The sequence below is a fragment of the Micromonospora coxensis genome (assembly GCF_900090295.1).
GTDB classification, from domain to species: domain Bacteria; phylum Actinomycetota; class Actinomycetes; order Mycobacteriales; family Micromonosporaceae; genus Micromonospora; species Micromonospora coxensis.
On the sequence record NZ_LT607753.1, the window covers coordinates 1,845,371 to 1,858,543 of the forward strand.

The window sequence follows — 13,173 nt, forward strand, 5'->3', positions numbered from 1 at the left end:
GGTTGAAAGGTGGGACCCATGACGACGACACGACGAGTGGGTCGCAGCGGCATCGAGGTCAGCGCCATCGGCATGGGCTGCTGGGCGATCGGTGGACCGTTCTGGGCCGGGGACCAACCGCTCGGCTGGGGTGAGGTCGACGACGACGAGTCGGTGCGCACCGTCCACCGGGCGCTGGACCTCGGGGCGACCCTCTTCGACACCTCCAGCAACTACGGCGCGGGGCACAGCGAGCGGGTGCTCGGCCGGGCCCTGGCCGGCCGCCGCGACCGGGCGGTGATCGCCACCAAGTTCGGCTACCCCACCGACGAGGCCACCCGGCAGGCCACCGGCGAGGACGCCAGCCCGGCGTACGCGCGGCGCAGCCTGGAGGGCTCGCTGCGCCGGCTCGGCACCGACCACGTCGACCTGTACCAGCTGCACCTCAACGCGCTGCCGGCGCCGCAGGCGCTCGACCTGGTCGAGACGCTGGAGGACCTGGTGGCCGAGGGCAAGATCCGGGCGTACGGCTGGAGCACCGACGACCCGGCGTCGGCGCGGGCCTTCGCGGCGGCCGGGCCGCACTGCGCGGCGATCCAGCACGACCAGTCGGTGCTGCGGGACAACGCCGAGATGTTCGCGGTCTGCGACGAGTTCGACCTGGCCAGCCTGAACCGGGGCCCGCTGGCGATGGGCCTGCTCACCGCGAAGTACCAGGGCACGCCGGCCGCCCGGGGCGGCGACGACGTGCGCGGGGTGGCCCCCGAGTGGCTGCCCTGGTTCACCGACGGGGTGCCCACCACCGAGTGGGCCGACCGGGTGGCGCGGGTCCGGGAGGCGCTGACCGCCGACGGCCGTACCCTCGCCCAGGGCGCGCTGGGCTGGCTGCTGGCGCGCAGCCCGCGCACCCTGCCCATCCCCGGCTGCCGGACGGTGGCCCAGGCGGAGGAGAACCTCGGCACGCTGGCCCGTGGCCCGCTGCCCGCCGACGCCTTCGCCGAGGTGGAGCGGCTCCTCGCCGAGCTGCGCGCGGTGCCGGCCCGCTGAGGTCGGTTCGACTGAACGCATCCGGATCGGGCCGCGTACCCGAAGATATGAGCATGCGGATCCTCATGGCCGGCGCGTCCGGCTTCCTCGGCACCCGGCTGGTCGACCGCCTCACCGCCGACGGGCACCAGGTCGTCCGGCTGGTGCGGCGGGCCCCGCGCACCCCCGACGAACGACGGTGGGACCCGTCCGGCGCGCAGCTCGACCCGGCCGTGGTGGCCGAGGCGGACGCGGTGGTCAACCTGGCCGGCGCCGGGGTCGGCGACAAGCGCTGGAACGACGAGTACCGGGCGCTGATCCGGTCGAGCCGGGTGGACAGCACCACCACCCTGTCCATCACCATCGCCGGGCTGCCCGCCGCCGACCGGCCGACCGTGCTGCTCAACTCCAGCGCGGTCGGCTGGTACGGCAACACCGGCGACCGGGCGGTCGAGGAGGACTCCCCGGCCGGCGAGGGCTTCCTGGCCGACGTCTGCCGGGTCTGGGAGGCGGCGACCCGCCCGGCCGAGGACGCCGGGGTACGGGTGGTGCGGCTACGCACCGGGCTGCCGCTGCACCGCGACGGTGGGCTGCTCAAGCCGCAGCTGCTGCCGTTCAAGCTCGGCATCGCCGGGAAGCTGGGCAGCGGCCGGCAGTGGCTGCCGTGGATCTCGATGCGCGACTGGCTGGACTCGGTGGTGTTCCTGCTGGAGCGTGGGGACATCGCCGGCCCGGTCAACGTGGTCGGCCCGAACCCGGTCACCAACGCCGAGTTCACCCGGGAGCTGGCCCGCCAGCTCCGCCGCCCGGCGATCATGCCGATCCCGGCGCTCGCCCTCAAGGTCGCCCTCGGCGGGTTCGCCCACGAGGCCCTCACCAGCACCCGGGTCCTCCCCGGCGTCCTGACCAAGGCCCACTTCCCCTGGACCCACCCCCACCTCCCCGCCGCCCTCCACGCCGCCCTGAACGACTGACCCCGGAGGGGGCCCAGCGCGTCGATCATGAAGTTGTCGCCACGACACGCCGAGGTGGCGGACAACAACCTCATGATCGACGCGGGAAGCCTCCGGGGGGTCAGCAGCCGATGACCCAGTGGGCGGGGGCGGTCTGCTTGAGGGTGGTCGTGTAGAAGGTGTTGTAGAGGCCCATGCGCTGGTTGCTGCCGAGGGCGTAGGCGTAGCCGGCGGAGTGGTAGGCGCGGCCGGCGCTCACGTGGGCGTAGTTGCTGGCGGTGACGCAGACCGGGGACGCGGTGGGGCTCGGCGTCGGGGTCGGGGACGCGGTGGGGGTCGGGGTGGCGGTCGCGGTCGGGGTCGGGGTCGCGCCGCCGTCGAGGCCGAAGAAGAGCGCGTCCCGGTACGTCGAGCAGATGGTGTCCAGGAAGTACGAGGTGGCGGTGCCGCACTGGTCGGTGGCCGACCCGGGGTCGACGGGGGTGCCGTGCCCCATGCCGGAGACCCGGTAGAGGCGGACCGCGTCGTCGCCGTACACCTCCAGGCTGGTGCCGGCGGGCAACGAGGCGGTACGGGTCGGGGTCTGCGACACCCCGAGCACGTTGGTCCACTGGTCGCGCGACTCGGTGGCGTTGGCGACCGCGACCGTGTAGTCGGCCGTCCCGTGCCAGATCGCCACCCGGGGCCGCTTGCCCGCGTAGCCGGAGTAGGCGTTGCGGACCAGGTCGCCCCAGGCCGCCGGGGTCTTGTCCACGCCGGGGCTCATGCAGGAGAACGCGCTGGTGGTGCTGGTGGCGCAGCGGTACGGCACCCCGGCGATCACCGAGCCGGCGGCGAAGACGTCGGGGTAGGTGGCGAGCATGACCGCGCTCATCGCCCCGCCCGCGGAGAGGCCGCTGACGTAGACCCGGGCCGGGTCCACCCCGTAGTTGGTCTTCGCGTGGTCGACCATCTGCTTGATCGACAGCGCCTCGCCCTGGCCCCGGGCGGTGTCACCGGTCTCGAACCAGTTGAAGCAGGAGTTGGCGTTGTTCGCCGACGGCTGCTGGGGCACGATCAGGGCGAACCGCCACAGGTCGGCGTACTTGCGCCAGCCGGAGTTGGTGAAGTAGCCGGCGGCGTTCTGGGTGCAGCCGTGCAGCAGCACCACGGCCGGCGCGCCGGCGGGCAGCCCGTCCGGGCGGTACGCGTACATGGCGAGGTTGCCGGGGTTGGAGCCGAAACCGGTGACCTGGGTGAGGGTGGCGGCCTGGGCGGGAGCGGCGACGGCGACCACGGCGGTCGCCGCGAGGACGGCCCCGGCGACCGCCCCGGCGAGTCGGGTGAGGATGGATGGGCTGCGGCGCACGGCGACCTCCTGACGTCGGATGTGAACTGGGTCACCCCCGAATTGCCGCGACGTTACGTCGCTGCGACAGGGTGATGACATGGCCGGCGACCCCACATTCATCGACGGCCGGATATGGGTCGCGGGGACCTGGCCGTCCGGCTTCCGTGTCTGCCCGGTGCGTGCCGGTCCGATTGGTAACGTCCGCTCCGTGCCGACCTCCCCGACCCTGGCCGCCGACCAGCCCCCCGCCGCCACACCCGTCGCCCGCCGGGGTCGCCGCGCCGACCTGACCGTCGCGCTGGTCGCGGTCGTCCTGGCCGGCTGGGTGACCAGCGGCCTGTGGCGTGACCCGAACAGCCGGGTGATCCTGGTCAACGCCAGCGACCAGGCCCTGTTCGAGTGGCTGCTCGCCTTCGGCGGGCACGCGCTCACCCACGGGCAGAACCCGCTCTTCACCCAACTGGTCAACGTCCCCGACGGGGTGAACCTCGCGGTCAACACCTCGATCACGGTGTACGCGGCGGTGTTCGCGCCGCTGACGTACCTGATCGGGCCGCCGGCCACCTTCCTGGTGATCCTCACCCTCAACCTGGCCGCCACCGCGCTGGCCTGGTACTGGCTGCTCTCCCGGCACCTGGTGCGCAGCCGGCTCGCCGCCGGGGTCGGCGCGCTCTTCGTCGCCTACTCCCCCGGCATGGTGTCGCACGCCAACGCCCACCTGAACTGGACCGCCGGCTGGCTGGTGCCGCTGCTGGTGTGGGCGGTGTTCGCGCTGCGCCGGCCCGGCCGGTGGCTGCGCGGCGGGATCGTGCTCGGGGTGCTGGTCGCGGTCGCCTTCTCCATCGCCGCCGAGGGGCTCTTCTTCACCGCGCTGGCGCTCGGCGTCTTCCTCACCGCCTGGGCGCTGCACCCGGCCCGCCGGGCCGAGGCCCGCGCCGCCCTGCCGGACCTGCTGCGCGGGCTGGGCGTGACCGCGCTGGTGGCCGGGGTGCTGCTGGCGTACCCGCTCTGGCTGCACTTCGCCGGTCCGCAGCGCTTCCACGGCACCGGCTTCGACCCGGTGATCCACTCCGAGGACGTCGCCGCGTTCGGGGCGTACCCGGACCGGTCGCTGGCCGGGGCGGTGGGGCTGGACACCACGCTGGCGCCCAACCCGACCGAGGAGAACTCGTTCTTCGGGCTGCCGCTGCTGCTGCTCGCCGTCGTCTGCTTCGGGGCGCTGTGGCGGGCCGCCGCGCCGCGCCGCCGGGCCACCCTCGTCGCGCTGGGCGTCACCGCCGCCGTCTTCGCGGTGCTCTCCTGGGGGCCGCAGGCCACCTGGGCCGGGCGGCGTACCGGGCAGACGCTCCCCTTCGCCCTGCTCGACGGGCTGCCGGTGGTCAACGCCGCGCTGCCGGCCCGGCTGGCGCTGGTGGTCACCCCGGTGGTCGGCGTGCTGCTGGCGTACACGATCGACCGGCTCCGGGCCGCGCCGCCGGGCCGCCGGGCCCGCGCTGCGTGGGCGGCCGGGTTCGCGGCGGCGCTGCTGCCGCTGCTGCCGACACCGCTGCTGACCAGCGCCCGTCCGCCGGTCCCGGAGTTCATCGCGGCGGGCACCTGGCGGCAGTACGTCTCCCCGGGCGGGGTGCTCACCCCGGTCCCGCTGACCCTGGACGTCACCCCGGACGGGCAGCGCTGGCAGGCGCACGCGCTGGCCCACCGGCAGGGCGAGTTCCGCATCCCGGCCGGGTTCTTCCTCGGCCCCGGCGGGCCGGACGGCCGGGGCCGGATCGGCCCGCCGCCGCGCACCTTCGACACCCTGCTGGACCAGGCCGGCCGGACCGGCCTGGTGCCGATCGTCACCGAGGGCAGCGTCCGCCTCGTCCGCGACGACCTGCGGTACTGGGGTGTCGAGGTGGTCGTGCTGCCCGACGAGGTGCACGGCGCCAAGTACGACCTGGACGAGGAGGCCCTGCGCCGCACGGTGACCGCCCTGCTCGGCGAGCCGCAGCGGGTCGACGACGTCTGGCTGTGGAAGGTCCCCGCCACCTGACGCGACGAGTGTCACCTCCGACGGCGCAGGGTGACGGGTCTAGGCTGGTGGGGTGACTGCGACGACTTCCGGGTTGACGGCCGTCAAGGCCGGGGTGCTCGACTACCAGGCCGCCTGGGACGAGCAGCGGCGGCTGCACGAGTCGGTGGTGGCCGGCGAGCAGGGCGACACGGTGCTGCTGCTGGAGCACCCGAGCGTCTACACCGCCGGCAAGCGCACCGAGCCGTGGGACCGGCCGATGGACGGCACCCCGGTGATCGACGTCGACCGCGGCGGCAAGATCACCTGGCACGGCCCGGGGCAGCTCGTCGGCTACCCGATCGTCAAGCTCCCCGACCCGGTGGACGTGGTCGCGTACGTGCGCCGCACCGAGCAGGTGCTGATCGACGTCTGCGCCGAGTTCGGGCTGACCGCCGGCCGGGTCGAGGGGCGCAGCGGCGTCTGGGTGCCCGAGGACGACCGGGGCCCGGCCCGCAAGGTGGCCGCCATCGGCATCCGGGTCGCCCGTGGGGTCACCCTGCACGGCTTCTCGATCAACTGCGACTGCGACCTGACGTACTTCGACCGGATCGTGCCCTGCGGCATCCGGGACGCCGGGGTCACCTCGCTCACCGCCGAACTGGGCCGCCCGGTCACCGTCGCCGACGTGCTGCCGGTGGTCGAGCGCCGCCTGCCCACCATCGTCGCCGCCTGAGCCCGTCGTCGGATGCGGCTGGATCTCGTCACCCTGGTCGTCGCCGAGTACGACCCGGCGATCGCCTTCTTCACCGACGTGCTCGGCTTCGAACTGGTCGAGGACTCGCCGTCGCTGACCGACGACGGCCGCCCCAAGCGCTGGGTGGTGGTGCGCCCGCCGGGCGGCGGGACCGGGCTGCTGCTGGCCCGCGCCGACGGCGAGCGGCAGCAGGCCGCCGTCGGTGACCAGGTCGCCGGCCGGGTCGGCTTCTTCCTCCAGGTCGACGACGTCGACGCCACGCACCGGCGGATGGTCGAGGCGGGCGTGGAGTTCGTGAAGCCGCCGCGCACCGAGCCGTACGGCCGGGTGGCGGTCTTCGTCGACGTCGCCGGCAACCGCTGGGACCTGCTCGGCCCGGCCTGACCGACGCCGGCCCGTTCCGCGGGTGCGCCCCTCGACGCCCCGACCGGGGCGACAGTCGGCTCGACCTTCGCGCGCGACTCCCCCACGAGAGGGATTGAGCGAGTGCTCAAACACCGATACCCTTCGTTTTGAGCGACCGCTCAAGAACGGGGGCCGGCGATGTCGGGCATCTACGTGGAGACACTGATCGACGCGCCGGTGGAGCGGATCTGGCGGGCGACCCAGGACCCTGGGGCACATCGCCGGTGGGACGTGCGGTTCGGTCGTATCGACCCGGTCCCGGGCAGCTCACCGGCCCGGTTCCGGTACGCCACGACGGTGCTGCCCGGTGTCGAGATCGGCGGGTACGGCGTGCACGCCGGCGAGCGCAGCCGCCCGGACGGCAGCCGCACGTCGGCGCTGCGGTTCGGCTCCGACGACCCTCGCTCGCTGATCGCCGCCGGCTCGGGCTACTGGCGCTACGTGCCGGGCCCGGCCGGCGTGCGGTTCCTCACCGGCTACGCGTACACGCCACGCTGGGGACGGCCCGGCCGCCTGGTGGACCTGGCGTTCCGTCCGCTCTTCGGCTGGGCCACCGCATGGTCGTTCGACCGGCTGCGGCTCTGGCTGGAACGGGGCGTACCCCCGGAGCGGGCCCGGGCCAACGCGGTACGGGAGGTGACGCTGCGCGCCCTCGCGGTGGTCGGCGTCGCCGCGCTCGGCGCCGTCGCCGGCCCGGTCACCGCCGTCGTCGCGTCGCTCGCCGCGACGACGGGCGCGCTGGCGCTGCCACCCCGCCCCGACACCCCGGCCGCCCGCCGTTGCCGCCGCCACCCCCCGGACCGGCTCGCCGCCCGTCCGCCGTCTGTTCTGGAGCGACTGTGACCTCCGTCTTCCAGCGCGCCCTCGGCGCGGACTTCGACCGGCTCCACCCGGAGCTGCGACGCCGCTTCGGCGTCGACGGCGCCGCCGACGCCGGCTGCGTGGGCACCGGGGTGATGGACCGGATCTGGCGGGGCGCCGCCTTCACCGTGCCGTTCCTGCGGCTGGGCACCCTGCGGCACGTGCTGTTCCCCGAGACCGGCGTCGACGTGCCCTTCACCATCGAGAACTGGGCCTACACCGACTCGTACGGCCGCCCCACCCTGACGTTCGTGCGCACCTTCCGGACGGCGGCGCACCGACGGCGGCGCTTCGACGCGACCATGGTGTTCAGCGAACGCCGGGGCGTGCTGGTCGACTACCTCGGTACCCACCAGCACCTCGCGGTCGACCTGCACCTCGCCGTCGACGCGGCCGGCGCGCTGACCGTCCGCAGCGGCGCGCAGCGGATCCGGGGCGGCGTGCCCTGCCCGCCGGCGCTGACCGGCGAGGCGCGGCTGCGCGAGTGGTACGACGAGCGCGCCGACCGGTTCCGGATCGAGGTGTCGGTGACCAACCACCGCTTCGGACCGCTCTTCGGCTACTCGGGCAGCTTCACCGTGCAGTACGTCCCGTCCGGCGGGGCACCGGTGCCGGCCGCCGTACGACCGCTGCGGGAGAATCCCCGGGAATGACCGAGAGGACCCCGATGGCCGGCACCCGCCAGAAACTGATCGACGGCGCGCTCGCGGCGATCCGCGCCCACGGCATCGCGGGTGTCTCCGCCCGTACCGTGGCGGCAGCCGCCGGGGTCAACCAGGCCCTGGTCTTCTACCACTTCGGCACCGTCGACGACCTGCTCGCCGAGGCCTGCCGCAGCGCCACCGAGGCCCGGGTGGCCGCCTACCGGGAACGCTTCGCCGAGGTGCGGTCGCTGCGCGAACTGCTCGACGTGGGGCGGGTGCTGCACGAGCAGGAACGCACCCAGGGCAACGTGGCGGTGCTGGCCCAACTGCTCGCCGGGGCGCAGACCGACCCGAGGCTCACCGGACCGACCGCCACCGCCCTCGGGCTCTGGACGGCGGAGATCGAGTCGGTGCTGCGCCGCCTGCTGCGCGACTCCCCGGCCGCACCGGTCGCCGACCCGGCCGGCCTGGCCCGGGCCGTCTCCGCCGCCTTCGTCGGCCTGGAACTCTTCGAGGGCGTCGACCCGGCCGGCGCCCACGACGCGCTCGCCGCCCTGGAGCGGCTGGCGGTGCTGGTCGAGGTCCTCGACGACCTCGGCCCGCTGGCCCGCCGCGCCCTGCGCGCCAAGCTCCGCCCGCACACCTGACCCGCCCCGAGCACGCCGGTCGATCAAGAAGTCCGCATCGTTCCCGGTCTCCGATCCGGACGCACCCTTCTTGATCGACAGCGCGAGGGGCGGGTCGGCGCGAGGGTCAGCGGGTCACGGGGTGAGGCGGTGCAGGTCACGCGGGAAGGCCGTCACCTCCCGCACGTTCGCCGCGCCGACCACCCGGGCGACGAAGCGTTCCAGGCCGATCGCGAAGCCGCCGTGCGGGGGCATGCCGTGCCGGAACGCGTCGACGTAGCCGGCGTACGGCTCGACCGGCTCGCCGCGCGCCGCGAGGGCCGCGAGGTAGTCGTCGTACCGGTGCAGTCGTTGCCCGCCGGTGACCAGCTCCACGCCCCGGAAGAGCAGGTCGAAGCCGTTGGAGTACGCCGGCCGGGCCGGGTCCGGGTGGGTGTAGAAGGGCCGCTTCGCCATCGGGTACCCGGTGACGAAGAGGAACTCCGAGCCGTGCTCGGCCCGGGCCCACTCCCCCAGCGCCCGCTCGTGCGCGGGGGCGAGGTCCGGTTCGTCGGCCGGGGCGCCGGCGATCGTCAGCGCCTCGGTGAAGTGCACGGCGGGGATCTCCGCCGGCACCTCCGGCAGGTCGAGGCCGAGCGCCGAGACGGCGCCCCCGGCCCGGTCGGCGACCGTCCCCAGCATCACGGCCAGCGTGTCGCGCAGCACGGCCATCACGTCCCGGTGGTCGGCGACGAAGCCCAGCTCGGCGTCGAGGGAGGTGTACTGGGCCAGGTGCCGGACGGTGTCGTGCGGCTCGGCCCGGAACACCGGACCCACCTCGTACACCCGCTCGAAGACACCCACCATGAGCTGCTTGTAGAACTGCGGCGACTGCGCCAGGTACGCGGGCCGGCCGAACCAGTCCAGCGCGAAGACGTTCGCCCCGCTCTCGGTGGACGACGCGACCACCTTCGGGGTGTGGATCTCGGTGAAGTCGCGGGCGTCGAGCGCGGCGCGGAACCCGGCCACCGCCGCCGCCGAGACGCGCAGCGCCGCCGAACGGGTCGGGTGGCGCAGAGCCACGGGCGCGTGGTCGAGCTGGGTGGGCAGGGTCGCGGCGAGCGCCGGCCGGTACAGGTCGAACGGCGGCGGCACGGCGGGCGGGCCGAGCGGCCGTACCGTCGGGCCGGTCAGCTCGACCCCGGCGGGCGCCGTGGCGTTCGCGACGACCGTGCCGACGACCTCGACGACGGTCTCCTCGGTGAGCGCCTCGACCTGCCCGCGCACGGCGGCGTCGGTGACCACCACCTGGGTCAGGCCGGCGGCGTCCCGCACGATCAGGAAGGCCACCGACTTGAGCAGCCGGCGGCGGTGGATCCAGCCGGCGATCGTCACGGTCTCGCCGACGTGGGCGGGGAGCTGGGAGGACAGGATGCGTTGCACGGCGGTTACCTCCTCGATCAATCGCAACGCGATCCCCGGGAGGTGTGGGCGAGCGGGAACCTCGCGGTGCCACCACACCTTCGCCCCCGCCTGGGCGGGGGCCTCGTTCGTCGCCTGGTCACCGGGGCCAGCCGGGCGGGCTCTACTGGGCGCGCGGGGCGCGCCGTTCTTCCCGCGGCTCGGGAGGGTCTTCACGCTCCGGCGCCAGACCGCCTTCCAGCAACCGGCGGCTCTCTGCGCTGGCGGATCGGCGCGCTACTCGGCTCCGTCACAGCTTTGCGGGGGAGGTTAGCACCGGATCCCGCGCACTGTGACGACAATTTTCCCGGCCTCGGTGTCCGGTGTCACAGAATCTGCGGCGTGACGCCGGTCGCCCGCCGTTCATCGACCGCCACCGACCGGCGTAGGCTCGTTTTCGTGACGATCGAGCACTCCGCGCCGACGACTCAGCAGCCAGCGCCCTCCGCGACGGTCGCCCCCGAGGGGCGGCGGATGCTGCGGATCGAGGCCCGCAACGCCGAGACGCCGATCGAGCGCAAGCCGCCGTGGATCAAGGTCAAGGCCAAGATGGGCCCGGAGTACACCCAGTTGCGCGGGCTCGTCTCGCGCGAAGGGCTGCACACGGTCTGTCAGGAGGCCGGCTGCCCCAACATCTACGAGTGCTGGGAGGACCGCGAGGCGACCTTCCTCATCGGCGGTGACCAGTGCACCCGGCGCTGCGACTTCTGCCAGATCGACACCGGCAAGCCGGCCGAGTTCGACGCCGACGAGCCGCGCCGGGTCGCCGAGTCCGTCGCCGCGATGGGGCTGCGCTACGCCACCATCACCGGTGTCGCCCGTGACGACCTGCCCGACGGCGGCGCGTGGCTGTACGCCGAGACCGTCCGGCAGATCCACGCCCTGCGCTCCGGCTGCGGCGTCGAGCTGCTGATCCCCGACTTCAACGCGGTCCCCGAGCAGCTCGCCGAGGTCTTCGGGTCGCGTCCCGAGGTGCTGGCGCACAACGTCGAGACGGTGCCGCGCATCTTCAAGCGGATCCGGCCAGCCTTCCGCTACGACCGCTCGCTGGACGTGATCCGCCAGGCCCGCGCCGACGGCCTGGTCACCAAGAGCAACCTGATCCTCGGCATGGGCGAGGAGCGCGCCGAGGTCTCCCAGGCGCTGCGCGACCTGCACGACGCCGGCTGCGAGCTGATCACCATCACCCAGTACCTGCGCCCCTCCCCCCGGCACCACCCGGTCACCCGCTGGGTCAAGCCGGAGGAGTTCGTCGAGCTGCGCGAGGAGGCCGAGGAGATCGGCTTCGCCGGCGTGATGAGCGGGCCGCTGGTGCGCTCGTCGTACCGCGCCGGGCGGCTCTACCAGCAGGCCCTGGCGGCCCGCGAGGGCGTTCCCGCCGCCGGCTGAGACCGCGCCGGCGTCCGCGTCACCGGCCCTGCGCCGGGGCCGCGGATGCCATGATCACAGGCATGACCACCGGGGTACGCCCGCAGCCGCGCGACGCGGCCCGTCGGCGTACGCCCCGGTGGCCGGCGCCGAGCCTGCTCGCCCTCGTGGTGGGGCTGGCCGCGGTGGCGTACCGGTGCGCGCTGCTGCTGGCCGACACGCCGCGCACCAACAGCGACGAGGCGACCATGGGGCTCGCCGCGCTGCATATCGCCCGGGGCGAGGACTTCCCCGTCTTCTTCTACGGCCAGGCGTACATGGGGACGCTGGAGGCGTACCTGGCCGCGCCGCTGGTCGCCGTGGCCGGCCCGTCCTGGCTCGCGCTGCGGCTGCCGCTGCTCGCCCTGTACGCCCTCTTCCTGTACCTGAGCTGGCGGTTGACCCGTCGCCTCGGCGGGGACCGCTGGTTCGCCCTGCTGGTGGTCGCGGTGCTGGCGCTCGGCTCGGACCGGATCGTCAAGAACCAGCTCATCGCCGGCGGCGGGTACCCCGAACTGCACCCCGTCGGGGTCGGGCTGGCCCTGCTCACGCTCGACCTCGCCGCCGGGCGGCCGGACGGCCGGCGGTGGCGCTTCGCCGCGTTCGGGTTCCTCGCCGGGCTCACCGTCTGGGTCGACCCGCTGCTGCTGCCGTACCTGCTCCCGCTCGCGGCGGTGCTGGTCGGCGCCGCCCGGCGGGAGCTGCGCGGACGCTGCGGCGCGCTGCTGGCCGGCGCGGCGGTGCTCGGCGCCGCGCCGCTGCTCGGGCACAGCCTCGCCCACGGCCGGAACCCCGTCGCGGCGGTGCTCGCCGCCAGCGGCGGGGACGCCACGGCGGGCTGGGTCGACCGGCTGCACGGCGGGCTGGTGCTCGGTCCGGCCCTGGGCATGGGATTCTGCGCGCCGAGCCACTGCGCGGGCTGGCAGTTGTGGTGGTCGGTGGCCCTGCCGGTGCTCCTGGCACTGGCCGGGCTGGCGGCCTGGCGCGGGCTGCGCGCGGCCTCGCGTGATCCACTCCGTTTGCGGCGTGTGGCGGTGTCGGAGCCCCTCGGACACCGCGACACCCCGCAGACGGTGTCGATCGAGGCGCAGGCCGGGGCGGCGGTGCGGCTGGCGCTGGTGGCGGGCGCGGTCGGGACGCTTGCCGCGTACACGGTCAGCAGCGCCGCCGGCCGGACGCCGGTGGAGAGTTCCCGGTACCTGTCCTGCCTGCTGATCTCGACCCCGGCCCTGCTCTGGCCGCTCTGGCAGGCCGCCCGCCGGCCCACCGGCGCGCCGGTGCGGGTCGCGGCGGTCGGTGTCCTCGCCGCCCTGCTCGGCACCGCCGCCGTGGCCACCGCCGGCACGCTGGGCACGGTGCCGGAGAACCGGGCGGAGGCGCGGCGGCACCGGGCCATGCTCGACACGCTGCGCGAGCAGGGCGTCCGGCACGTCTACGGCGAGTACTGGACCTGCAACCGGCTCACCTTCGCCGCCGGGGAGGAGATCGTCTGCGCGGTCGTCGACGAGCGGCTGCGCCCCGGCTTCGACCGGCTGCCCGGCTACCGGCGGGCGGTCACCACGGCGGACGCCGCCGCGTACGTGGCCCCGGTCGGCTCGCCGCTGGCGGCCACCCTGCACCGGCGGCCCCCGGCCGGCGCGCGGGTACTGACGGTCGACGGCTGGCAGATCTGGCTGCCCCCGCGCTGACCGCACCGACTCGGGCGGGCCGGCACCGGGCACGCGGGTCAGTCGCGGTCGGAGTCGTCACCGCCGG

12 protein-coding genes are annotated in these 13,173 nt (G+C 74.7%); 10 read left to right on the top strand and 2 right to left on the bottom strand.

Going from position 1 to position 13,173, the window contains the following annotated elements; translation table 11 throughout:
- The first annotated feature begins 18 nt into the window (after positions 1–18).
- The gene (locus GA0070614_RS08110) at positions 19–1,026 is read left to right on the top strand and encodes an aldo/keto reductase (RefSeq protein WP_088975370.1); all 1,008 of its coding nucleotides are present in this window, start codon (positions 19–21) and stop codon (positions 1,024–1,026) included.
- A 53-nt stretch (positions 1,027–1,079) separates the two neighbouring features.
- The gene (locus GA0070614_RS08115) at positions 1,080–1,979 is read left to right on the top strand and encodes a TIGR01777 family oxidoreductase (protein ID WP_088979315.1); all 900 of its coding nucleotides are present in this window, start codon (positions 1,080–1,082) and stop codon (positions 1,977–1,979) included.
- 100 nt (positions 1,980–2,079) lie between these two features.
- Here the strand turns inward: GA0070614_RS08115 and GA0070614_RS08120 are convergent, their stop codons facing one another.
- Positions 2,080–3,306 carry an extracellular catalytic domain type 1 short-chain-length polyhydroxyalkanoate depolymerase gene (locus GA0070614_RS08120; RefSeq protein ID WP_088975371.1) on the bottom strand — a complete coding sequence of 409 codons (1,227 nt, stop codon included), beginning with the start codon at positions 3,304–3,306 and terminating at the stop codon, positions 2,080–2,082.
- Between the two features lie 190 nt (positions 3,307–3,496).
- On the opposite strand from GA0070614_RS08120, the gene GA0070614_RS08125 reads away from it, so the two are divergent.
- From GA0070614_RS08125 to GA0070614_RS08150, 6 genes are all read left to right on the top strand, one after another.
- Positions 3,497–5,320, top strand: coding sequence for a glycosyltransferase family protein (locus GA0070614_RS08125; protein WP_172892391.1), 1,824 nt, complete (start codon positions 3,497–3,499; stop codon positions 5,318–5,320).
- A 52-nt stretch (positions 5,321–5,372) separates the two neighbouring features.
- Positions 5,373–6,014 carry a lipoyl(octanoyl) transferase LipB gene (lipB, locus tag GA0070614_RS08130; RefSeq protein WP_088975372.1) on the top strand — a complete coding sequence of 214 codons (642 nt, stop codon included), beginning with the start codon at positions 5,373–5,375 and terminating at the stop codon, positions 6,012–6,014.
- A gap of 12 nt (positions 6,015–6,026) precedes the next feature.
- On the top strand, positions 6,027–6,419 hold the full coding sequence (locus GA0070614_RS08135) for a VOC family protein (RefSeq protein WP_088975373.1): 393 nt from the start codon (positions 6,027–6,029) through the stop codon (positions 6,417–6,419).
- A 159-nt stretch (positions 6,420–6,578) separates the two neighbouring features.
- Positions 6,579–7,283, top strand: coding sequence for an SRPBCC family protein (locus GA0070614_RS08140; RefSeq protein ID WP_088975374.1), 705 nt, complete (start codon positions 6,579–6,581; stop codon positions 7,281–7,283).
- Positions 7,280–7,954, top strand: a complete 675-nt coding sequence (locus GA0070614_RS08145; RefSeq protein WP_088975375.1) for a DUF4166 domain-containing protein — start codon at positions 7,280–7,282, stop codon at positions 7,952–7,954. Before GA0070614_RS08140 ends, GA0070614_RS08145 begins: the two co-directional genes overlap by 4 nt.
- 14 nt (positions 7,955–7,968) lie before the next feature.
- Positions 7,969–8,592: a TetR/AcrR family transcriptional regulator gene (locus GA0070614_RS08150; protein WP_088975376.1), complete on the top strand. Its 624-nt coding sequence runs from the start codon at positions 7,969–7,971 to the stop codon at positions 8,590–8,592.
- 114 nt (positions 8,593–8,706) lie between these two features.
- Here GA0070614_RS08150 and aspS read toward each other — a convergent pair whose 3' ends face one another.
- A complete protein-coding gene (gene aspS, locus GA0070614_RS08155; protein ID WP_088975377.1) occupies positions 8,707–9,993 on the bottom strand; it encodes an aspartate--tRNA(Asn) ligase in 1,287 nt (428 codons plus the stop codon).
- A 360-nt stretch (positions 9,994–10,353) separates the two neighbouring features.
- On the opposite strand from aspS, the gene lipA reads away from it, so the two are divergent.
- Positions 10,354–11,400: a lipoyl synthase gene (gene lipA / locus GA0070614_RS08160; RefSeq protein ID WP_172892392.1), complete on the top strand. Its 1,047-nt coding sequence runs from the start codon at positions 10,354–10,356 to the stop codon at positions 11,398–11,400.
- A gap of 62 nt (positions 11,401–11,462) precedes the next feature.
- Positions 11,463–13,106, top strand: a complete 1,644-nt coding sequence (locus GA0070614_RS08165; protein ID WP_088975379.1) for a hypothetical protein — start codon at positions 11,463–11,465, stop codon at positions 13,104–13,106.
- The last annotated feature ends 67 nt before the right edge of the window (positions 13,107–13,173 follow it).